The sequence below is a fragment of the Saccharibacillus alkalitolerans genome (assembly GCF_011090185.1).
Lineage (GTDB): Bacteria > Bacillota > Bacilli > Paenibacillales > Paenibacillaceae > Saccharibacillus > Saccharibacillus alkalitolerans.
The window spans coordinates 221,846-244,855 of the sequence record NZ_JAAFGS010000004.1 but is presented as its reverse complement, the minus strand read 5'-3'; the positions used below and the strand labels follow the sequence as shown (position 1 = coordinate 244,855).

General features: G+C 56.5%; 16 protein-coding genes. 10 read left to right on the top strand and 6 right to left on the bottom strand.

Going from position 1 to position 23,010, the window contains the following annotated elements; genetic code table 11:
- The first annotated feature begins 201 nt into the window (after positions 1-201).
- Positions 202-882, top strand: coding sequence for a GntR family transcriptional regulator (locus GYN08_RS12950; RefSeq protein ID WP_166274845.1), 681 nt, complete (start codon positions 202-204; stop codon positions 880-882).
- Positions 883-1,045: 163 nt separating this feature from the next.
- On the opposite strand, the gene GYN08_RS12945 is transcribed toward GYN08_RS12950, so the two are convergent.
- Entirely contained in the window at positions 1,046-3,349 is a 2,304-nt protein-coding gene (locus tag GYN08_RS12945) for a hypothetical protein (RefSeq protein ID WP_166274843.1), read from the bottom strand.
- A 174-nt stretch (positions 3,350-3,523) separates the two neighbouring features.
- On the bottom strand, positions 3,524-5,062 hold the full coding sequence (locus GYN08_RS12940; RefSeq protein ID WP_166274841.1) for an FAD-dependent oxidoreductase: 1,539 nt from the start codon (positions 5,060-5,062) through the stop codon (positions 3,524-3,526).
- Between the two features lie 202 nt (positions 5,063-5,264).
- Between GYN08_RS12940 and GYN08_RS12935 the strand changes: the two genes are divergently transcribed.
- Together GYN08_RS12935 and abc-f are read left to right on the top strand one after the other, a co-directional pair.
- A complete protein-coding gene (locus tag GYN08_RS12935) occupies positions 5,265-5,516 on the top strand; it encodes a hypothetical protein (protein WP_166274839.1) in 252 nt (83 codons plus the stop codon).
- 282 nt (positions 5,517-5,798) lie between these two features.
- Positions 5,799-7,799 carry a ribosomal protection-like ABC-F family protein gene (gene abc-f, locus GYN08_RS12930; protein WP_166274837.1) on the top strand — a complete coding sequence of 667 codons (2,001 nt, stop codon included), beginning with the start codon at positions 5,799-5,801 and terminating at the stop codon, positions 7,797-7,799.
- 449 nt (positions 7,800-8,248) lie between these two features.
- Here abc-f and GYN08_RS12925 read toward each other — a convergent pair whose 3' ends face one another.
- Positions 8,249-9,115, bottom strand: a complete 867-nt coding sequence (locus GYN08_RS12925) for a manganese catalase family protein (RefSeq protein ID WP_166274835.1) — start codon at positions 9,113-9,115, stop codon at positions 8,249-8,251.
- Positions 9,116-9,467: 352 nt separating this feature from the next.
- Here GYN08_RS12925 and GYN08_RS12920 point away from each other — a divergent pair, with 352 nt between their 5' ends.
- The 4 genes from GYN08_RS12920 (at position 9,468) to GYN08_RS12905 (ending at position 14,502) form a co-directional block, all read left to right on the top strand.
- A complete protein-coding gene (locus GYN08_RS12920; RefSeq protein WP_166274833.1) occupies positions 9,468-10,406 on the top strand; it encodes an aldo/keto reductase family protein in 939 nt (312 codons plus the stop codon).
- Positions 10,407-10,629: 223 nt separating this feature from the next.
- The gene (locus tag GYN08_RS12915) at positions 10,630-11,346 is read left to right on the top strand and encodes a hypothetical protein (protein WP_166274831.1); all 717 of its coding nucleotides are present in this window, start codon (positions 10,630-10,632) and stop codon (positions 11,344-11,346) included.
- Between the two features lie 277 nt (positions 11,347-11,623).
- Positions 11,624-13,018 carry an MBOAT family O-acyltransferase gene (locus GYN08_RS12910; RefSeq protein WP_166274829.1) on the top strand — a complete coding sequence of 465 codons (1,395 nt, stop codon included), beginning with the start codon at positions 11,624-11,626 and terminating at the stop codon, positions 13,016-13,018.
- 32 nt (positions 13,019-13,050) lie between these two features.
- Positions 13,051-14,502, top strand: coding sequence for a copper amine oxidase N-terminal domain-containing protein (locus tag GYN08_RS12905; protein ID WP_166274827.1), 1,452 nt, complete (start codon positions 13,051-13,053; stop codon positions 14,500-14,502).
- A gap of 109 nt (positions 14,503-14,611) precedes the next feature.
- Here GYN08_RS12905 and GYN08_RS12900 read toward each other — a convergent pair whose 3' ends face one another.
- The 3 genes from GYN08_RS12900 to GYN08_RS12890 all read right to left on the bottom strand — a co-directional run bounded on the left by GYN08_RS12900 (position 14,612) and on the right by GYN08_RS12890 (position 19,152).
- On the bottom strand, positions 14,612-15,976 hold the full coding sequence (locus GYN08_RS12900) for a helix-turn-helix domain-containing protein (RefSeq protein WP_166274825.1): 1,365 nt from the start codon (positions 15,974-15,976) through the stop codon (positions 14,612-14,614).
- A gap of 10 nt (positions 15,977-15,986) precedes the next feature.
- On the bottom strand, positions 15,987-17,324 hold the full coding sequence (locus GYN08_RS12895) for a hypothetical protein (RefSeq protein WP_166274823.1): 1,338 nt from the start codon (positions 17,322-17,324) through the stop codon (positions 15,987-15,989).
- 601 nt (positions 17,325-17,925) lie between these two features.
- Complete coding sequence (locus GYN08_RS12890) at positions 17,926-19,152, bottom strand: DNA-binding protein (RefSeq protein ID WP_328802941.1); 1,227 nt, start codon at positions 19,150-19,152, stop codon at positions 17,926-17,928.
- A 632-nt stretch (positions 19,153-19,784) separates the two neighbouring features.
- On the opposite strand from GYN08_RS12890, the gene GYN08_RS12885 reads away from it, so the two are divergent.
- The 3 genes from GYN08_RS12885 to GYN08_RS12875 all read left to right on the top strand — a co-directional run bounded on the left by GYN08_RS12885 (position 19,785) and on the right by GYN08_RS12875 (position 22,784).
- Positions 19,785-20,645 carry a uroporphyrinogen-III synthase gene (locus GYN08_RS12885; RefSeq protein WP_166274819.1) on the top strand — a complete coding sequence of 287 codons (861 nt, stop codon included), beginning with the start codon at positions 19,785-19,787 and terminating at the stop codon, positions 20,643-20,645.
- A 77-nt stretch (positions 20,646-20,722) separates the two neighbouring features.
- A complete protein-coding gene (locus GYN08_RS12880; RefSeq protein ID WP_166274817.1) occupies positions 20,723-21,109 on the top strand; it encodes a phasin family protein in 387 nt (128 codons plus the stop codon).
- A 1-nt stretch (position 21,110) separates the two neighbouring features.
- Positions 21,111-22,784 (top strand): ABC1 kinase family protein, encoded by a 1,674-nt coding sequence (locus GYN08_RS12875; RefSeq protein WP_166274815.1) that lies wholly within the window; start codon positions 21,111-21,113, stop codon positions 22,782-22,784.
- Positions 22,785-23,010 lie beyond the last annotated feature (226 nt).

Below are 23,010 nucleotides of genomic sequence, written 5' to 3'. Positions count from 1 at the left end.
AATAGCCTCCCGGTGGATCCGATTCGTTTGACGGAAATCTTGTATACAAGAACAGGTATATCATAGTTCCGTTCTTCTGTTATGTCAATTGATCGTTCTTATTTTCATAAAAACGTTGTATACTAGATATGCAAGCGGATCGCGAGCAGAACCGCCGTACTTGCGGGATAAGAGAATTCATCGGGGAAAGAGGGCGACGGCATGATCGGCAAGGCGGATATTTTGCGCCAGTTGAGGAACGAGATTGTGACGCTGGAGCTGAAACCGGGCAGCATACTCAGCGAGACCGCCCTGTCGGAACGCTTCCGGATCTCGCGCACGCCGCTTAGGGACGTTCTGAAGCAGCTTGCGAATGAAAATTATATCGACGTTTATCCGAAGAAGGGCAACCTTGTATCCTATATCGATCTGGAATCGGTCGAGCAGATCATCTATTTGCGCAGCACATTGGAAAAAGATATCGTCAAAACGCTCGCCTCCCAGGCCGCTCCGCTGCCGCTCAAGGGCGTGCTCGAGCTGAAAGAAATTCTCGGCCGGCAGGAAGAGGCCATCGGGCAGGACCGGGCGCACGAAGCTTTCCTGCATTGGGACGACGCTTTTCATAAGTCGCTGTTCGCGCTGGCCGGACGTGTCTTCCTGTGGGACTTGATTCAGCAGTCGAACGTGCATTATGCCCGGTATCGGAGGCTGCATCTGCTGAAGAAGGAAAAGCTGGAAGCCCTTCTCGGCGAACACCGGCTTATCCTCGACAGCATAACGAACCGCGATATCGGACCCATCGACGAAATCGTGCAGCATCATTTGCACGAAGATATCAATGCGGCGTATCTGCGGGAAAACTTCGCGGATTATCTGAACTTGCCGCGGCTCGATTCGCTGTAAGCGGCTTCGGGAGAGCGGCGCGGGAAAGTCGGGCCTTGGACCGCGTATCGGAACGCGCACTCGCAAATGTCAAAACGGGATGAAACCGGGCGATGGCCCGGTTTCATCCCGTTTTACGTTTGCTGCGCCACAGCGCGCCGCCGCTTTTGCGCCGCCAGTGTGGTTACCGCCGCGTCGTCCCTTTGACCGGCTTGTCGTATTCGGCGAAGGCGTCCTTCAAAATGTCGAAGCTCTTCTTCGGACGCTCGTGGTAAGCCGGGAGGTCCCAGGCGTCCCAGGTATACGGGCGCGATTTCGGCGCGGCGATGCCTGACGCTTTGGCTTCCGGGGAAGACAGAACGGCCGATACCGATACGCCGTCCGTGTCGATCGGCGTGATGGCGTCGGTCTCGTACGGATACTCCCAGACCTTCAGCTGGCTCGGGTCCGTAAAGCCGAGCAGCATCCAGGGGATGCGCAGTTCCAGGGTGTCGCCCTGAATGTACCAGTCGGACAGGTTGTTGAACCGCTCGCTGTCCGGGTCGTTGGTGCCCCAGTGCAGTTTGCCTACGTTGAAGGCTTCGAACGGAGTGTTGACCTTGGTTTGCGGCAGATACAATTCGCGGTTCAGCGCCAATTTCCACGGCAGGAAGATCCCGGCCTCGGCGTCCGCGTATTCCGGCTTGTACGGTACGGATTTCAGCTTGTAGCCGTACTGCCAGGTGAACTGGTCGTAAGCGCTGTTGACGTAGAGGCGGCCGCCTTTCCCGCTTTCGAACCGGGCCAAAAATTCTTGGCCGTCGTCGAACTCGATACCCGGCGCGATATTCGCCCGCGTGCTTCCGCCCTTCGTCGTATTGAAGCCCAACGTCAGGATGTCCTTATCGAAATCCCAGCTTCCGCCTTCTTTTTGCAGCAGTACGTACAGGTCGGACGTGTCGTGGGTAATCGCCATTTTGAGTCCGCCGCCGACATCTTCGGCTTTAATCCCGCGTCTTTCCCAGTCGTCCGTCTTTCCGTCGATCTTCATGAGGTCTTCCGGGTTCTCTTCCGGTTCCAGCGCGATGACGCCGAAGTGTTCTTCGTTCGTCAGTCGGTTGCGCCAGAGCGCGCGGCGCTCGCCGGGAAGTTCCAGTTCGATCGTATTCCAGGTGAACTTGAACCATTCGTCCTGCCACTCGAACAGCATCGCGCCGTCGTAATCCTCGTTATAAATCTGCTTAAGCATGCCTTCGTTCAGCAGGCCCTGCTCCTTCTCGGTATGCATGCCTTGATTGCGTCCGAGCAGGCCGTAGTGGGCAATGCCGCGAGAACTCGGCATGCCGTATTCGGCGATGATCAGCGGAATGCCCTTGTGATGTTCGCGCAGCTCGTGCAAATAGCCGGCGTAAGGGTCTTTTACGCCCTCGTCGTTCACGTAATCCAGATATTTCTGATCCCGGCGGAGAGAGTCCGGATAGTAAGGATATACGTGGTAGGCCGCGAAGTAGCCGGCCGACCAGTTGGCCGTGGGCCCGATGTGCATGGGATCGACGGGTACCAAATCTTCCTGCTCCAGCGGTTCGTTCGGGTGGTCGAGCGGATCGGTCGTCACCCAATTGGTAAAGGAGACGGGATGCTGCCAGCCGTGCTTCGTTTCTTCTTCGGCCAGCACGTCCAGCATTTCCGCCAGCCAGCTTTCGAATGGCGATGCTTCGGTCTTGGCGCTGAAATACTTTCCTTCGTAAGGCTTCATTCCGCCGTTCGCTTCGTTGGTCGCCGTGACGGCGTAAGGATACCATTCCGTGCCGACGACCCAGCCGAGCAGGTAAGGAGACACGTCGGCTTCATACCGGCCCGAAGCATGCCCGGATTTCTCCGGCAGATCGGCCTGTCCGTGCACGACCGCCACCACGTCGCGAATTTCTTGTTCGAAGCTGTCTTTGATCGTTTCCGTGAACGCGTCCGTTCCGCTGCCGTCCTCGCCGATCAACTCTTCTTCCGGCGACCAGATGCCCTGCATGAGCATCAGCGGTTCGTCCTGCGCCGCGTTGTACTCCGCCAGCGCTTCGTAAAAATAAGGCGGAAGGATGGTGTAGATCCGCACGGCTTTGATATTCATGGCTTTCATCTGCGGGAACCAGCGCAAATAGTCTTCCTTGGTCGGAGAAAGCTCTCCGGGATAATGTCCCGGCGTCGTGGCGCCGAAGTTGATGCCCGGCCAGAACGATTTTTTCCAGCCGTTTCCGTCGTAGACGGCGAGCTGTCCGTCAACCACGGACGAAGTCTGCTTGATGCCGTCTTTTTCGAAGACGGGCACATGCGCGGCCGGTACGACGCCGGATGAGACCTCGGTATCGACAGGGTCTGAAGCCGCTTGCGTACCTTCGTCCGGCGAGACCAGCTTCCATACGCCGACGCCCGCCAGCACGAGAACGATGAGGGCCAGGAAGCTCAAAAATACGTAAGGAATCTGCCGGGGCCTGCGGAATTTTTTGCGGGAACTCATGATCCACCTCGGTCTGTGTAAGTTTCGTGTTCGGCATTTCTTGTCTTTATTGTACCGGTAAGGCGAAGCTTCTGGCCGAGTTTTTTCTTTATTTTCTCTTTATCGGCACAATAAATCGAAAAATGACCCCGATCTCCCGAAAAGGGAGTGGGGTCTTGAAGAAGAAAAGGAGCGTTATTCCTGAATGCGTTCCAGAGGTTCCTTCGCGGGGCCTTCGAGCACTTCGCCGGTATAAGAAAAGCGCGAACCGTGACAAGGGCAGTCCCAGGAACGCTCGGCTTCGTTCCAGGCGGTCTCGCAGCCCATATGCGTGCAGGTGGTGTCGACGATATGCAGTTCGCCCTTCGGATCGCGGTAGGCGCCGACCTTCTTGCCGCCGTGGCGGACGAGCGCTCCCTGATCCGGCTCCAGATTGTCGATTTTTTCGTGCGCGCCGGCGAATTTGCCCGAGATCAGCTCCTTCGCCATTTTGAAAGTGGTCGTGATGTTCTGGTTCATGCTCTTGTCGTTGAAGCGGCCCGGGTTGAACAGATCCATGTAAGGATTCGAGCGCCGCAGGATATTGTCCCGCAGCAGCAGGCCGGCCACCGTACCGTTCGTCATGCCCCATTTGTTGAAGCCGGTGGCGATGAAGGTGAACGGGTAGTCCGAAGAGAACGGGCCGATATACGGGATTTTGTCCAGCGTCGTCACGTCCTGCGCCGACCATCTGAACGGAATTTCGCGCACGCCGAAGGTCGTGCCCGCGAATTTCTCAAGCTCCACATAGTGCTCGAACGTATTGTCGCTTTTTCCGGTCCGGTGATTCTCGCCGCCGATAATCAGCACCTCTTCGCCCTCGAACGTCGCGGAACGGATCGAGCGCTTCGCGTCGTCGATGCTGAGATACATCCCGCCCTGGAAGCTCGTTTCCGGCTTGACCGCCAGCGCGTAGGAACGCTCGGTCGACAGGCGGGAGAAGTAGCCGGCGGCTTTGTTCCAGAACGGATAGTGCGACGCGACGACCAGCTCGTTGCAGAACACCGTATTCTCCTGATCCAGCGTGTACAGCTCGATCGGCTTGCCGTATTTCGTGTCTTCGATCGTCGTGTTTTCGTAAATCAGGCCGCCGTTCTCCACGATTTTTTCGACCAGGAATTTCAGATACTTGAGCGGGTTGAACTGCGCCTGGCCCGGCATGGAGATGGCGCCTTTCGCGTCGACCGGGATCGCCAAGGAATCGTGCCATTGTCCCGGAATGCCCAGTTCCTGATACGCTTCGAATTCTTTGCGCAGTTCGTCCAGCTTGTCTTCCTGGGTCGTGTACAAGTAAGCCGTCTCTTCCTTGAAGTCGCAGTCGATGCCGTGCGTCTCTACGGTTTCGCGAATAAAACGCAGAGCTTCGGTATTGGCTTCGTAATAACCTTTGGCGATCTCCGGTCGGAAGTTGGTCAAAAATTCGCTGTAAATCAAGCCGTGCTGGGCGGAAATTTTGGCCGTCGTATAGCCGGTCGTGCCGTCCAGAATCCGGCCCGCGTCGATCAGCGCGACTTTATAGCCTTCCAACGACAGCAGGTAAGCGGTCGTGACACCGGCAATTCCCGCGCCGACGATCGCGGCGTCGACCTTGAGGTCTCCGCGCAGTTCGGGAAAGGTCGGCAGCGTGGTTACGGTTCTCCACATCGATCTCGGATATCTCGGCAGCTCGGACGGAACGTTGAATTTTTCGCTCATAAGGGTGAACCTCCTCATTCGGTCGGGATTGGCTGAACTCTACCTTTCTTATTTACCACTCCGGCGAATTCAGAAACGAAACGGCGAGCATCGGACGGACCGAAGACCCGGTTCGCATAGGCGGAAGCCGCTAAAAAAACTTGCCATCCGGCGCGAAACGCGGTTAATATGAATGTATACGACGACAAGGAGGTGAGAGAGGATGCGGGATAAAAATTCGTTTGCGGGTTTGTTTGCGATACTGAAGCGGCTGCCGATGGCGCTGAGCGGTATTGTTCATGCCAAATTGCACAACGGGATCAGTCTGTCCAAATTTGAGCCATCGACGCTGAAATTTGCGAACGGAATCCGTCTGTCCAAATTCAAGCATGAACAGCGAAATGCCGCTCCTGTCTCGCGTCTGCGGATCGGGTCTGCGCTTTTCGCGCGGCCGCTTCATCATCCGCAGCCTTGACCTTTACGGACCGCCACGGTCCGCTTCATAAGGGTCCGGCATGCCGGGCCGCGCGTATTTGCGCACATCCGAACACGATTCGAGGCCGCAGGGGGCATTTCCCCTGCGGCCTTTTTGCGTACCCGAAAACGCGAGAATGCGGCGGAAGCGCGCTGCCTCGCTTCCGTCCGTCTGACGAGCAGCCGCCGGGGAAACGCCTTCCCGGTCCCGAACGAAGGGAGCGCAGGCTATCGATCCGGCATCGGCCGGAATCTATCCCAACATACGAAAGGATGAACGAATATGTTAATGGTCGGCTGCCATCAAGTCAAAAAGTTCTACGGGGCGCAGGAGGTGTTGAGCGAGGTATCGTTCGACGTCTACGAAGGAGAGAAGGTCGGGCTGCTCGGCGGCAACGGCGCGGGCAAATCGACGCTGTTCCGGCTGCTGGCCGGTTCCGAGCCGCCGGACGAGGGGACGGTGTCCCTGCGCAGGGGCGCAAAAGTCGGCGTGCTCGACCAGATACCGGATTACGGGACGCTCAGCGTCGAAGACGTGCTGCTCGGCGTGTTCGCGGACACGCTTGAGCTGCAGGAACGACTGCGCGGGCTGGAAGGGCAAATGAGCGCCGCGGAAGGCGCGGCGCTGGAGAAGATGCTGCGGGAATACGGCGAGGCGCAGGAGGCGTTCGAGCGATCGGGCGGCTACGAAATTTCGGCAAAAGTGGATGCGGTGACTCTGGGCCTCGGCATCCCCGCTTCGCATCGGCGGCGTCCGTTCGCGGAACTGTCGGGCGGAGAGAAGACGAAGGTGTCGCTCGCCGCGCTGCTGCTGGGCGAAGCGGACCTGCTGCTGCTCGACGAGCCGACCAACCATTTGGATATGGAAGCCGCGGCCTGGCTGGAAGGATTTATCCGCGATTCGTCCGCCACGATCGTTGTCATATCGCACGACCGTTATTTCCTTACGCAGACGGCCGAGAAGATCGTGGAGTTGGAAGACGGGGAAGCGACGGTCTATCCTTGCGGCTACGCGCAGTACCGGGAAGAACGGGAAGCCCGCCTGCTGCGGCAGTTCGAGGAATACAAGGAACAGCAAAAGGTCATCAAGCAGATGAAAGAGGCGATCAAGCGGCTGATCGAATGGGGCAAGCAGGGCGACAATCCGAAGTTTTTCCGCAAAGCCGCTTCGATGCAGAAAGCGCTCGAACGAATGGAAAAGATCAAACGTCCGGTGCTGGAGCCGGCTTCGATCGGTCTGTCGCTGGAAGCGGACGGGCGTACGGGGGAAGATGTGCTGACGCTTCAAGGAGTTCGCAAAGCTTACGGCGGAAAAATACTGCTGCGCGAAGCGGACGGACTGCTCCGTTACGGCGAACGTGCCGTGCTGATCGGAGGCAACGGCGCGGGAAAGACGACGCTGATGCGAATGGTGCTCGGCCTGGAAAGTCCTGACGGCGGCGAACTGCGCCTCGGTTCGCGGGTGAAGGTCGGCTATTTGGCGCAGGAAGAGTCGCCGCCGCAGGATCGGACGAGCGTGCTCGACTACTACAAGGGACAGGCGGCTATGGAAGAAGGCGAGGCGAGAGGCCGCCTGGCGAAGTTCCTGTTCTACGGAAAAGAGGTGTTCAAGCCCGTGGCAGGTCTGTCCGGCGGCGAATGGAGCCGTCTGCGTCTGGCGGTGCTGATGCGGCAGAAGCCGAATCTGCTGCTGCTCGACGAACCGACCAACCATCTCGATATCGCCTCGCGCGAAGCGCTCGAGGAGGCGCTGGAAGAATACGACGGCACCGTCCTGGCCGTCTCGCACGACCGATTCTTCATCAACCGCATCGCGCAGCGCGTCTGGGCGCTGGAGGGCGGAACGTTGGGCATTACGCTCGGCGGATACGACGATTACCGCGAGGAGCGGAGGAAAGCGGAGCGTGCCTTGACCGCTTCCGCGGAAGAAGGCGGAGCGGCGGCCGGCCGCGGCGGAAAGGCGGGCAATTCCGGCGCAGCGGAGCGTATGTCGGCGGGAGCGGCTCGCGGGCGCGGAGGTTCCGGAGCTTCAGGCGCCGACAGGTCGGGAAACGGTGCCGAGGCCAAGGCCGGACGCGCCGTGAACACGCGCCGCGATCCTGCGAAGCTGGAGCGGAAAATCGCCGTCTTGGAAGCCCGCTCGGCGGAACTGGGAGAAGCCCTGCTCGATCCGGCTCATGCGCTGGATGCGCGGCGGCTGAGCGAGTGGTTGAAGGAGAAGGAGGAAACGGACGCGAAGATCGACGCGCTGACCGAAGAATGGCTTGCACTGGAAAACAAGTAGAACTGGAAAACAAGTAGAAGGACACCGGAAGAAGTTGACGACAAAAGACGCCTCACCAGAAGGAGGCGTCTTTCGCGCCTACGGGATACTGCGAATCGTCGTTCTTCGATAACTGCGTATAAGCACTTATTTTGCTTTCAAGTGCTCTTTTTAAAGAAATAGATGCAGGAGAGCAGCTCATTTTGCGCTCGAACTCTTTTTATTCTTCTTTTTTACGAAATAGCTGCTCTGAAGGCGTTATTTCTGATAATTGAGCGAAAATCGGACAAATAACTGTTTCTATGCAGTTATGTCCTATGCAGTTATGCCGAAGCTTACGACAAAAATCCGACCCTTCGTTTGAAGAAACGGGTTTCCTGAAGTTCCGTAAACGAAGAGGCCCTTCCGCAAGGAGGGGCCTCTTCGTTCCGTAACTTTCGAGATCTATTTCGTATCGGCGGGCCCGCTTTTTACAGCAGTCCTTTGCCCGATTTCGTGCCTTCGTTGGACAGTTTCGGCAGTGCGCCCGGACGGGAATGAATCGCATCCTTGGCCGGCGTCAGCATCGGCTTTTCGCCCATCGGCTGCGGGTTCGCCACATACTCGAACTTGCCCTGGTCGTCCATCGTCGGGCCTTTGGCCCAGCGGCCTTCGGCGCTTTCTTCGCCCTGCGAGAAGTTCATGAACTGATGCGACACTTCCTGCAGTTCCAGCTCGCGAGGGAACGAAGCCGGCACGATCGAGCCTTCCATCGATTCCATCTCGGCGATTGCCGCCATCCACTGGTTCTGGTGCATCGTATCGCGAGCGATAAGGAAGGACAGCATCTGGCGGATGCCAGGGTCCGTCGTCATCTCATACAGACGCACGACCTGCAGACGGCCCTGCGATTCTGCATTCAGGTTGGCGCGGAAGTCGGCGAGCAGGTTGCCGCTGGAGATGATATAGCGAGAGTTCCACGGGTAACCGACGCTGTCGGCCGGCTGTGCGCCGAGACCCGACACAATCACGTGCTGCGGATTCATTCCGCCGAGAGCCGCGGCGATGACCGGGTCTTTGGCGGCCTGATCCACCTGATCGACCGGCGCACCGTCCAGAAGCTGGGCGATCATGGTGGCGAGCATTTCGACGTGACCGATTTCTTCGGTACCGATGTCGAGCAGCATGTCACGGTATTTCTGGTCCGCCCGGCAGTTCCAACCTTGGAACAAGTACTGCATCATAACGGAAATTTCGCCGAATTGGCCGCCCAGTACTTCCTGTAACTTCTTGGCATACAACGGATCCGGTTTCTCCGGCTTTGCATGATATTGCAGTTCCTTCATGTGGATAAACATTGTCATTCCTCCTCTTTGGGGTGAGTTCGATTGCTGACTGTTCGGACTCGACGACACGCCTATTGCATGCGAAACTGACAAAATGATGTATATTTGGTACGGCGCTGTTGCCTTTTCCGTTATTGATTTACCCACGCCAACGAGAATCAATCTCTTTTAGGAATCGAAAAAAAGAAGATCGTCCCCTGCGGCGAGCTCAAAACGTCCGCACGCTCGCCTTCGTGCGCGCAAGTTTGACCTGGCGGCGGCAGTGAGTGAAGATAGAAGCGAACCGGACACCGCCGGAGCGGCGGACTTTTCGGCAGGCATCGAGGCTGGGATGCATCCTTATCCAACGGAGGCGAAGAAACGAATGGAATATCGGAGACTGGGCGGTACGGGACTGAAGGTAAGCGAGATCAGCCTGGGAAGCTGGCTGACTTACGGCGGCTACGTCGAACGGGAAAATGCGGTCAATTCGATTCATGCGGCGTACGACGAGGGCATCAACTTTTTCGACACGGCCAACGTATACGAGCGCGGCGAGGCGGAGAAGGTGGTCGGCGAAGCGCTGAAGCGCTATCCGCGCGAATCGTATGTATTGGCGACCAAGGTATTCGGCAAAATGGGCGAGGGTCCGAACGATTCGGGCTTGTCGCGCAAGCATATTATCGAGCAGTGCAACGCCAGCCTGTCGCGGCTCGGACTGGACTACGTCGACATTTATTACTGCCACCGCTATCATCCCGAGACGCCGGTGCAGGAGACGCTGCGAGCGCTCGACGACCTGGTGCGCCAGGGCAAAGTTCTGTATGTCGGCGTCAGCCAGTGGACGGCGGCGCAGATCGAGGAAGCGCTCGGCACGGCGGATCGTTATCTGCTGGACCGAATCGTGGTCAACCAGCCGGTCTACAATATGTTCGACCGCTATATCGAGCAGGAGATCATTCCGCTCGGCGAGCGCAAAGGCGTCGGGCAGGTCGTCTATTCGCCGCTGGCGCAGGGCCTGCTCACCGGCAAATACAAACCGGGCGCCGAAGCGCCGCAGGACAGCCGCGCGGCGAAGCTCGGCTGGGACGAAGACCGCCTCAATCAGGAGCGGATATCCAAAGTCGGCGAGCTGTCGAAGATCGCGGACGAACTGGGCATCAAGGTCAGCCAGCTGGCGATCGCCTGGATTTTGCGCCAGCGCAACGTGGCCAGCGCGCTGGTCGGAGCCAGCCGCCCCGAGCAGGTCAAGGAAAACGCATCCGCTTCGGGAATCAAGCTGGACGCGGGCGTATTGGAACGGATCGAAGCGATTTTGGGCTGAATGCGCGTGCGAAAAAAGAGTCGGATCGTCCTGACGAACGCCGGAGTTTCGTCGGTTCGGCTCCTCGATCAAGCGTCGGTCGCGTTTTGCGCGGCCGGCGCTTTTTGTCGCGGAAACCATAAAAAAATTTTATTTGAAAACGACGCTTATCGCTATTATCCGGCGGCCCCGATCATACGATATATCTGAGTGTAAATATTATGATGCATTGGGGATACGACAGATGGCGACCGAGCCGAATCACTTACCGACTTACCGATATTCGGAAACGAACCGCGCCGCAAAGCGCAGGCCCGATTTTTTCTCGCGGATGGCCGAAAGGCGCAAACAAAGTTCCGAACCGGATCCGGATTTTGCCCGAACGGACTTGTGGCATAACGCGGCGGCGAACGCCGTTTATCTGCTCGGCAGCCTGCTTTTTTTGACGGGCGAGATGGAGACGGGCAGCATCCTCTTTTTGGTCGGAAACGCTGCGGTTTTGCTTAGGCTCTTCGTCTCCGGAGCAGGCGGATCGCGCGTCGGCGTGCTGAACGAGAGCGTGCCGCTGCTGCTGAGTTTGGCCGGCTCCTGCTTTTTCTATATGCGCGATGTGCCGCCAGGCACTTTTTTGTTCATCGCGGGCAGCCTGTACGCTTTGACGCATCGACTTGCTCCGGCGGTCCGTAAACGGGAAGTTTCCGCTCTTCGGGCGCTGCTCCCGCTCTCCTTATCCCTGATCGGCTGCTTCTTTTTCCTGACGAGCGTTCGGATCGCGGGCACGCTGCTGTTCATCGTCAGCAACGCGATGCTGCTGCATCGGTCGCTGCACGTTCTGGCCGGCGCCTATTCGCCCGAACAAAACGGCATGCCGCTCTCGGAAGCCGCGGAATTCGGTTCGCCGGAGGTCCCGGAATGGGTGACGGTTCCCGTCATCGAGACGCAGGCCCAACTTTATCAATAAAAATTGCCGAGCATGCCGGAATCCTTTTCCGGCATGCTTTTTCGGCTCCGCTTCGTTTTGCGCGCAAAGTCGGAAGAACTTGAAGAATCGCTTGATTTTCCCGCAACTGCGTTGCCTAGACAGGCGTCGAATGGTTATAATGGACGTTGTGCCGAAACGGCGTCTCCAAGGCGCTTTTGCCCGCGCTTTGAGCTTGTTTAATAGGTGAATCTCGCAATCGCAGCACTGCGTACCCGCTTCCCGGCGGACCCGCGGGACGAAGAGAGGAAGGGAAGACGTGCTTTTCAATTCTTATGAATTCATTTTTGCTTATCTGCCGGTCGTGTTCATCGGTTACTTTCTGCTGAACCGGTTCAAGCTTTACAACACGGCCAAGATCTGGATGGCGCTTGCTTCGCTGTTCTTCTATGCTTACGAGGATACCCGCTATCTGCCGCTCATCCTCGGCTCCATCGCGTTCAACTACATAGTCGGCCGCGGTCTCGGCCACATCAATTCGAACGGGGTCAATCATAAAGGCAAGTGGCTGTTGATCCTCGGCGTCGTCGGCGACGTCGCGCTGCTCGGTTACTACAAATACGCCGACTTCTTTATCGAAAACTATAACGGACTGTTCGGACAGGACGTATCGCTGCTACATATCGTGCTTCCGCTCGGCATCAGCTTCTTCACGTTCACGCAGCTCGCTTATCTGGTCGACGCTTACCGCGGCAACGCGCGGGAATACAATATCGCGAACTACGTGCTGTTCGTGACGTTCTTCCCTCACCTGATCGCCGGCCCGATCCTGCACCACAAGGAAATGATGCCGCAGTTCGACGACCCGGAAGGCAAACGGGTCCGCGCGGATAACATCTCGCGAGGCATTTTCATCTTCTGCATCGGCCTGTTCAAGAAAGTAGTCATCGCCGACCTGTTGGCGCCGATCGCGACGGCCGGCTTCGACAGCGGCCAATCGCTGCACTTCGTGGAAGCCTGGACGACGTCGCTCGCCTATACCGGCCAGCTCTATTTCGACTTCAGCGCCTACTCGGACATGGCGATCGGCCTCGGCCTGATCTTCAACATCAAGCTGCCGATCAACTTCAACTCGCCGTACAAGGGCGTCAGCATCAAGGACTTCTGGGCGAGATGGCATATGACGCTCAGCCGCTTCCTGAAAGATTACATCTACATTCCGCTCGGCGGCAATCGCAAAGGAACGACGCGGACTTACGTCAATCTGTTCCTGACCTTCCTGATCGGCGGCTTCTGGCACGGAGCGGGCTGGACGTTCATCATCTGGGGGGCGCTGCACGGCGCCGCGCAGGTTGTCCAGCGCCTCTGGCAGCTGACCGGCATCAAGATGAACAAATTCGTCGGCTGGTTCATTACGTTCAACTTCGTCAACATCGCCTGGGTCTTTTTCCGCGCCCAGCACTGGTCGGACGGGGTGCGCATTCTGAAGGGAATGTTCGGCATGAGCGGAGTCATCATTCCGCCCGACCTGCTGACTTCGGGTCTGCCGCTTGTCGTGATCGCCCTGCTGATCGCCCTGCTTGCACGCAACTCGATCCAATTGACGGAGAGCTTCAAGCCGACGCTGAGCCGTGCGGTGTTCGCCGCCGCCCTGTTCGTCGTCTCGCTTCTGTATTTCAACCAAATCAGCGAATTCCTCTACTTCAATTTCTGAAATAAGGGTTCGGTTCATCATGGGGGAAGGTTATGGATAACAAGGGGTACCGCAAGTTCTTGATTAAGTTTACGGCCAGCGCGCTCGTGTTTGCCCTGCTGGTCGGCCTGTTTATGTACCTGGTCGACCCGCTGCAAATGTACCGGAAGTCGACGTTTTATGCGCCGCTGTATTCGTCGCAGGAACGTTATCAGAATGCGGGCCTGGCCCGCAGCTACGAGTACGACACGATCATTCTCGGCAGCTCGATGACGCAGAATTTCGTACCGTCTTACGTGGAAGAAGTCATGGGCGGCAGCGTGATGAAGCTGTCGATCGAGGGTTCGACGGCGATGGAACAGCATGCCGTCGGCAAGGTCGCGCTCGGGACCGGCCAGGTCAAAAAAGTCATCTGGGGTCTCGATTATTTCGCGATGCGGCAGGATGTCGACGCCGTCTCGGAAAATATGCCGATGTACATGTACGACAACAATCCGTTCAACGACTACGAGTATTTGTTCAACATTTCCAACATCAAGCATGCCTGGAGGGCGCTGACTTCGTCCGAGGACGAATACAGAGCGTTCCGGAATCTCGATACGCTGCGCAACTGGGACAAATCGGCCAAGTACAGCAAGGAAAAAGTGCTTGAAACTTGGGAGAAAGCCCGCATCAAGGAACAAAATTACGGCAAAAACGAGTTTTCGCTCGACAATGTGAAAGCCGTGTTCGACAAGTACGTGCTGAGCCTGATCAAGGAGCACCCGGAAACGGAATTCACCTTCTACTACCCGCCTTATACGATTCTGCGTCAGCAGGTCTGGGCGGAGACGAATCCGGTTCGGGCCGAGAATCAATACGCGATGAAAAAATACATGTTCGATCAGTTCAGCAAGTATCCGAACGTGAAAGTGTACGACTTCCAGGAAGATACGTCGATCACTTACGATCTGGCCCAATATAAAGATCTGTCGCACCACAGCCAGGCGATCAACGAGCTGATTATCCGCGAGATCGCGAAAGGCAAAAACCTCGTGACCGCCGACAACGTGGACAAGTTCAACGAAGAGCTGGAGAGCCAGCTAGCGCATCTGGCGGTCGATATGGAGAGCGGGGCGTTCAGTCTGTTCGTCTATGTCGACGGCGAGGAGGTCGAATTCAGCGTGCCGGCCCAGGTGCGGGAAGGCCGGATTCTCGTGCCAATCAAGGAACTGGCCGCGGCGCTCGGCGCCGAATTCGGCTTCGACGGCACAAGCGTCGTCAAGCTGCGCAAGGGCGACATCACTGCCGCGCTGACCAAGGGAAGCTCGAAAATGACCGTTCAGACGGGCGAGGACGCAGCGAACGCGAAGACGATCGATCTCGGCTATTCGATGCAGAACCTCAGCGGCAGCATGATGGTCGCGATCGAACCGGTGGCGGAAGTATTCGCAAAGTCGCTTGAAGTGACCGAGCCGGAACAGTACGTCAAAGACATTCGGATCGAGACCGATTCGGCCGAATAACGGAGATCGCAAAAAGCCGGAGCCGTAAAAAGCGCCGCGAAACGGGAGTATTCCCGCTTCGCGGCGCTTTTGCGTGCCATCGTACGTTCGGCGGCTGGAGGACTTTCGCTTATGAACGCTCCGCTTCGCCCGTACCGCTTGCTTGGCTCTGCACAAAAAGCGGCGGCAGGGAGAGGAGCGAAGCCAGCTGGCGGAAATGCTGCTGATTGTTCAGTTCCTGCGACAACTGCCAACAGGTTCTTACATGCTCCGCCGATTCGGTCCGTCTTCCGTGACGATGATGGTATACCGCCAGATGATAATGCAAGCTGGCGAACGTGCTGCGGATGATCGCTTCCGGATAATAATTTTCGGGAACCCGCTCGAAATATTCGTCGATCGGTATATAACGCTCGCTCAGTATGTCGTCGATGTCCGCGCCGTGCCGGTTTGCCGCTTTGACAAGATTGACGAGGCAGAGAAGGGTCTCGGCCGGATAGCGATCCATGTAATCGGCATACTGCGGCAGAATCGAGAAATTGCCGAGCATCAATTCAAGATCCAGACCGTTGCCGAGCGCGAAGACTTTGAATCTTTCGACTTCTTGCCGGCCGTCGTCGTCCATGACCTCGAAGCCGCTCAGATCGCCATAACGTTCCCCGTAAGGTTTGGCTTCTTCGAAACGTTCTTGTTCGATCAGCGCCAGCTGCTTGTGCAGCAGGGCGCTCGCGTAGTAAAACACGAGAGACTTGGCCGGCAGCGCCTTCGGTTCGTCGGGAGCTTCAAGCACGGTTCGGCCCGAGCGAATGCCTTCGTACAATTCGGAAGCGGCATCGAACAGCTCTCCCGCCATGACTTCCATATCGGCGTACTTGCCCAGTTCGTAGTACAGATTGCTCAAACGAAGCAGCGCGTCAAGCTTCAAGCGTCCGGGCAGCAGATGCCGGAAGGGCTCGAATTGGACGGCCGCTTTGAGATTTTCTTCTCCGTCTTCGCTCAGCCGCGTGCGGAACAGGCGATATTGGCTGACGGACAATCGAACCGAATGCTGATGCTTTTCATGCTCGGCGACAATTTCGTAGAACGGAGCGGACTGGGCGAGCTTGCCTTCCAGGAACAGCGTCTCGGCCGTCTCGAACACGAACGGCAGGTACTTGAGATCTTCAAGCAGCCGCTTGAGCACCTGGCGGACCAGGTCGGTGCGGCCCAATTCGGAGCAGGCCAGCAAAAAAGGCTCGATCCGCCGCCGGTTCGGTTTGTCGCCGTAAAAGCATTCGCCCACATATTCGTCAAACAACCAGCCTGCCGGCATGTTCAACGCTTCGGTGATGGTGGCCAGTTGGTGAAAAGATACGGGTTTCGGCGGCGTGCTGTTCAAAATCGCGCTGAATACGCCCCGGTTTATGCCGGATTTTTCGCTCAGCGTTGAGAAGTTGTACCCCTGGTTCGCCATTTCTTTTTCGATAGCGGAGCGGAGTTTAAACGATTTTTCCATGATGCACCTCTCAGAGCTCGGTCGGTTCCGCCTGCCCGCTGTACATCAGCGTGAGAGAGGAAAGCAGGCGGAACATCCGGTGATTGTTCAATTGATGGGACAGCTCGCAGCTCTGCAGAGCCGCCTGAAGCGACTCTTCGAGCCGTCCCCGGCTGAAGTGGTAGATAGCGAGCTGATACAGCAGGCGGGCGAATCGGTTGCGGCTGAGCTGCCTGGAGCCGGCGTCGTCCTGCAAATCCAAATACTTCTGCAAATCGAGCGGGAAGCGGCGCAGCCAGGGATCGACGGAAATCGCGCAGCGGGTCGCCGTCTTAAGAAGAACGATCAGGCCGGATACCGTCTCCTTCGGATAAGCTTCCAGCAGCCGGATGTATGCCGGCAGCGCGTCAAGGTCTCCCGCCAGCAGCCGGCATCCCACACGGTTGGCATGGGCAAAGCGTCGGAGCATCGACACGGCTTCTTCCGCGCCGTCTTCCGAACCGGCCAGCCAGCCGAGACTTTCGTAAAGGCTTGAACAAGCTTCGGCTTCTTGATACTCGTTCCTTTCGGAAAGCGCGATCTGCTTCATCATGTAACCGTGCCCGTAATAAACGGCCGCAGGCCGTTCCAGCTTGCGGTCGGGCTTGAACGGTTTGTCAGGCGGATGCTCTTCCGTGCCGAACAGATGCAGACAGAGCGCGATCAGCTCGTCGGCCACATTCTCCAGCGCTTCGGTGTCCATCCGGTTGTAGCAGAGGTTTCCCATGACGATCAGCGACTCCAATTTCAATCCGTACGGCAGATTATCGCGGTAAGGCAGAAAAGCGTTCAGCGCCCTGAAATTGTTCTCTTCGTCCTCGCTCAGCTCGAACAGGAAGAGGCGGTAATGGCATATCGCCTTTTCGTCCGAATGGCGGTCCCTGTTATGGGCGAGCACATATTCATATAAACGTTCGGTCAACGGTTTGGTTTCTTCTTTTTGCTGCCGCTCCGCGAGTTGAAAGAGCAGCGGCAGATAGCGGGGTTCGCCTTTCAGCCTGTGAAGCACTTTTTCGAGAAAGTCCGGATACCCCATCTCGATGCAGCGTTCAAGAAAAGGCTCGATCCGGCTCCAATTGGGCTTTCCGCAGAAGAAGCATTCATCGACATACAGATTGAAAAAGGCGTCTTCCGGCAGTTCGAGCGCTCTGGAAATTTTGGTTAGATGGTGGAAAGACATCGGACTGATCCGGGAATTTCCGCCGACAAAAATCATGCTGAGCGTCCCACGGTGAATGTCCGATTTTTCGGATAAAACGGCGAAATTGTATCCCAGCTTCCACATATTCTGGGTGATGGCCGAGCGGAGTGGGTTGGAAGTTGTCATCATGTCGTACACCTCGGTCAGAAATATGAAAGGCCAATCCGGCGAATGGCGCAGGCTGCGGAGCGGGTAAAGCGCTTTGCGCCCGGTTGAGCCCGCGGCTGGGTAGGGGCTGTAATTGATTTATTATAAACGCCGATAGCGAAACGATAGCGATATATCTTTAATATCTCCCTGCGTTGCGGTGCTGCGTTCAGAAAAAAACTTGTCGGGATTTTGCACATCCCGAGCCGTTTTAAAGAGCCGCAAAGCCTATTGGAAGCGATAATCCGAAGAAATAAGCGCAAAAAAAGCCGGCAGCGGATTGAATCCGAAGCCGACGGTTCCGCTAATGCTCTTTCCTAGAAAAAGGCGCCGCTTTAGGGCTAGCGCAGCAAAGATAACGGCTTTATCCGCATGAGTCCTTCACAAGCCGGTTATGAAAGCATAAAAACGAACGGCCCTGCGTATGGAAAACGCAGGGCCGTTCGTTTTTATACGCGCTTAGGTTCCGATTCCGTTAACCAGCGGCTTGATGACGAGGTCCGCGTCAAGGTGGGCCGGGCTGACCGGAAGAGCAAAGAGCAAAAAGGACGCAGCGAAAACCAAAATAGTACCTGCAATAGACTTACGCATTTTGATACATCTCCTTCATAATCGCTTCATACTTCTTTTTGTGCTCGGACGTCGCAAATATTCTGAATTCTTCGAAAAAAGGAACACATTTCATAAATACGTTCTTATTGCGTATTTTAATAGATTTTTCGAGTGCTTGTAAAGAATAATCAATGGCAGTCGCATAATTTTCTTTTTTGACGTAGTAGATGGAAAGCTCATAAAAAAGATTGGGCAAGATCCGATTAATGGTGGTCGATCCGTAGTAGTTTTGCTCAATCTCGGGAGGGTTTTCTTCATGACCGATATAGGCGGAAAATTTGTGGATCACTTGGTCGATGAAGAAATTGTGTTTATTCGCGGACTCGATAATGGTTAAAAGGCTGGGCAAGATTTCTTGAGGATGTTCTTCCAAAAAAATTGTGTACTTATCCAAGTATTCAAAATTTCCCATCAACACTTCGAGATTGAACAGGTTGGCTTCCGCAAAAAGCTTGAACTTGTCTACTTCGTTCCTTCCTTCCTCGTCCAGACCCTCAAACCAGCTTAGATCGGCATACCGTTCGATAAAACGCTTGGCCTCTTTATAATGACCTTGAGCTTCAAGCATCCCGCCTTTGACTAAATATCCCTGACCGTAATACTTTACGAGCGGACGTTCCGTCATTAAAGGTTCGTACTTTTTATTTTTATTTCTTTTCAAAGTTTCGTTTTCATAGACGCTTTGAGAAAACTCGATCAACTCATCCGCATAATGTTCCGTGGTTTTCCAGCGTTCAAGAGAATAATACACGTTCGTCAATTGAAGCAGCCCGTCCAGGCGATGATGCTCCGGCAGCTTTCCGCAAAACGGTTCGAACCTCAGCGCGGCGCGGAGATTCTGTTCGTTGTCTTCGCCGATCGCGGCACGGAAAATTCGGTAGTGGCTGACCGCCAGCCGCTCGGAATGATGATACTTTTCGTTCTCGACCACGCATTCGTAAAAAATCAGCGATTCCTGAATTTTTCCCGACATGAAAAGAGTCTCCGCGATGTCGAAGATCATCGAGATATGCTTCAGATCTTCGAGCAGGCGGGACAGCACTTCGCGGATGCAGTCCGTTCGTCCGAGTTCGGCGCAGCGGATCAGGAAAGGTTCGACGCGGCGGCGGTTAGGCTTCCCGTCGTAAAAACATTCTTCAATATAAAGATCGAACATCCAGCCTTCCGGCCTGCCGAAAGCGCGGGTAATGGCCTCCATCTGATTCAGCGAGATCGGCTTCGGCGGGCTGCCGTTGAGGATGGCGCTGAAGATGCCGCGGTTGATGCCGGATAATTCGCCGAAGCTGGAAAAGTTCATCCCGAGTTCCGCGATGCCTTTTTCGATTTCCGAACGGAGAGTAATTGTCGTTTCCATGTCTGCACCTCGCTCGCGTTGCTAAAATCCATTCAAATTCGAAGCTTCTCATATAATTCTTTTAATACTAGTAATTTACAATATACATGAAGAAATGAATAAAGGTCAATCGCTTTTATCAAGGAAAAAACAGGAAGGAAAACGGGCGGCCGGAACGGTTCCGAAAGGGGAAGCCTCGTTCGAAAGCGGATAACGCGCAAAATTCAATTGTGGGTTAAATTATATATCGGAAGAGTCGGGAAGGATATGATAGTAATTTTGATCGAAAGTGAATATAAGTATTTTTAGGGTAAAAGAGAGGGTCGATTCCTTTAAGCGATTCGGGCGTTTTGCCTGCGGCGGTTGCAATTTTGCGCTGGGGAAGCGAAAATAAATGCAAAGCAGCCGGAAGGCGGAAAGCGTCGGTTTTTAAGCGGTTGTTGATGACGTCCGCAGGGGAAGCCTTCTATATAAGGATAGGGGAAGGGGCAAATCGCTTGGCGAAGAGGCTGGAAGGAAAACGCATCGCGATTACGGGACCGCGCAAAGCGGAGGAACTGAGCAAAATCGTGCAGAACATGGGAGGAACGGCACTGATTCGTCCGGCGCAGGGAACGGTGTTCCTGGACGAACCGGAGCTGGGGAGCGGGATCTCCGAATGGATTCGGTTGAAGCCCGAATGGTCCGTCTTGACGACGGGCATGGGCTTAGAAGCGCTCATCAATGCGGCTCAGGAAATGGAATTGGGCGAGGCCTTCATGGACACGTTGGCGCAGTCCAAGATCGCGGCGCGCGGATACAAGACCGCGAACGCGTTGAAGAAGAGGGGGCTTGCTCCGCTCGTGCGCGACGACGACGGCAGTACCGAAGGTCTGCTGCGGCAGATGGAGCAATACGACTTTGCCGGCGGCAGCGTTCTCGTCCAGCTGCATGGCGACCCGGCTCCGAAGCTGGTGGACTGGCTGGAAGGGCGGGGAGCATCGGTGCGCACGGTTCTGCCTTACCGGCATATCGCGCCGCCGGAAGAACAGCTCCAGCAGCTGCTGGACGACATTTTGGAACGCCGGGTCGACGCCGTGACGTTCACGAGCGCGCCGCAGGTACGTTTCCTGATTCAGCATGCCGCGGCCGGCGGCCTCGAAGAAGCGCTGCGCGCTTCCTTCGACAACGAAGTGGTAGCCGTGGCGGTCGGCAAGGTGACGGCCCAGTCGATCCGCGAAGAAGGCATTGACCGGGTGATCGCGCCCAGGGAAGAGCGGATGGGCAGCATGATGGTCGAATTGGCGAAGTATTACGCGGCTTCCCGCGGGGAAGAAGCGCAAAGCAGGGAAGTCGCGCAGGCGGAAGACACCGTCTGACGGGGGACCGCCGCCGCGCGGGCCTGACGCAGACGGGGCAAGCGAACGTATTCCATTTGAAAACGGAGGAATCATTCATGAGTGATCTGTTGAAAAAGGCATTGTCGCTGGGAATCGGTCTGACTGTAGCAAGCAAGGAAAAAGTGGAAAAAGTCGTCGACGATCTGGTAAAGAAAGGCGAAATCGCGCCGTCCGAATCGAAAGCCGTCGTGAACAGGCTGATCGAGCGCGGGGAAGAGGAACGTTCCGCGATCAAAGGCATGGTTCAGGAGCAGGTGCGCCGCGTGCTGCAGGAACTCGACGTGCCGGCCGGCAGCGACGTCGTGAGCCTGGAACAGCGCATTGCGGTGCTGGAACAGCGCGTGGCGGAGCTCGAAGGCGCTAAGCCGGAAGCGACGGCGGACCCGGCCGCGGAAACGAACAACTACCGACCGGGGACTACCGGGGAAACGACGGCGGAGTAAGATGGCCGTCCATATCCGCCATGCCGGCCGCTACCGGGAAATCGCGGTCGCTTTAATCCGGCACGGCTTCGGCTATATGGTCGAGGAGATGGGGCTGACGCGTGTGCTACGTCTGCCCATTCGCTGGATTCGGCGCGAAGCGCCTGAAACGAAAACGCTGGGAGAGCGCATTCGGCTTGTGTTCGAGGAACTCGGGCCGACGTTTATCAAATTGGGTCAGCTGGCGAGCACCCGCTCCGATCTGCTGCCGGCTTCCGTCGTCCAGGAACTGGCGAAACTGCAGGACGACGTGCCTCCGTTCGGGGCGGAAGAAGCCCGGCGCATTGTCGAATTGGAGCTGGGAGGACCGATCGAGAACGTGATGAGCGAGTTTTCGGAGCAGCCGATCGCCGCCGCCTCGATCGGGCAGGTACATAGCGCGCGCCTGATCGAAGGCGGGCGCCGCGTCGCGGTCAAAGTACAGCGTCCCGGCGTCAAAAAACTCGTTATGCGGGACCTTGAGATCCTGCACGATCTGGTCTCGCTCGGAGAGAAACGGTGGGAATGGGTGAACCGCTATCAAATGCCCCAGCTCGTCGAAGAGTTTTCGCGTTCGATGGAAGCGGAGCTGGACTATACGTCGGAAGCGCGCAACATGGAGCGGATAGCCAAGCAATTTCAGCAGGACAAACATATTCACGTGCCCGAGGTGTTCTGGGATCATACGTCCGAACGGGTATTGACGATGAGCTATGTCGAAGGAATCAAGCCCGCCGATCGGGATCAGCTCGAACAGAAAGGGTATGATGTCAAAAACATCGCCTCGCTGATCGTAAACGCCGTGCTGAACCAGATTTTCATCGCCGGCTTTTTCCATGCGGATCCTCATCCGGGCAACGTGCTGATCATGAAAGACGGTTCGATCACGTTTCTCGATTTCGGCATGGTCGGACGTCTGAGTTCGGACATGCGGGAGTACCTCGCTTCCCTCGTGATCGCCCTGATGCGGCAGGATACGCCGGCGATGGTACGGGCGATCAACCGGATGGGCATGGTGCCCGAAGAGACCGACCTGCTCGCGCTGCGTCGGGATCTGGACCGGCTGAGGGAGCGCTACTATAATGTGCCGTTTTCCGAGGTGAACCTGGGGCAGGTCGTCAACGACTTTTTCACGACGGCCAGACAGCACGGCATCGGCATTCCGCCGGATCTGCTGCTGCTGGGCAAGGCGTTGGTGACGACCGAAGGCATGGTCGAACGTCTCGATCCGACGCTCAGCATCGTGACGCTCGCCGAGCCGTTCGGCCGCAAGCTGGCGCGCGAGAAGCTCGGTCCGGCGCGTCTCGGCCGCAAGGCGGTCAGCGGGGCGCTGGGCCTGACCGATTCGCTTGCCGGGCTGCCGGATCGGCTGCGGCATCTGACATCGTTTATCAGCGGCGGCCGGGTCAAGGTCGAGCTGGAGATGCCCGAGCTGCGGCGGGCTTCCAAAGGAATGGACCGGTTGGTCAACCGTCTGGCCTTCAGCATCGTGCTGTTGGGGTTTTGCATCGTGATGGCGGGCCTCGTCATCGGGGCGGCGGTCGCGGGCAAAGAGACGGTGATTTGGAATTATCCGATCATCGAGATGGGATTGGTCGTCGCCGTCTTGATGGTGATGCTGCTGCTGTTCTCCATTTTTAAATCGGGCCGATTCTAGACGGATTTCGCAAATGAAAATCGTGAAAATACAAATTTTATGTGTAAATTTTCAAAAAAGGCAGAATGAAGCGTGACGGGAGGCGAAAAGAGCCGAAAATGGCCTCCTGACTCCTTTTTCTGCCGTTTTGCTCTGCTGGCCGGATCTCTTTCCGTTCTGTATAATGAGGGTCTTGACTATAACGGACCCGGGTTTTTCTGAGAGGGGAAAACTCAACAACATCATA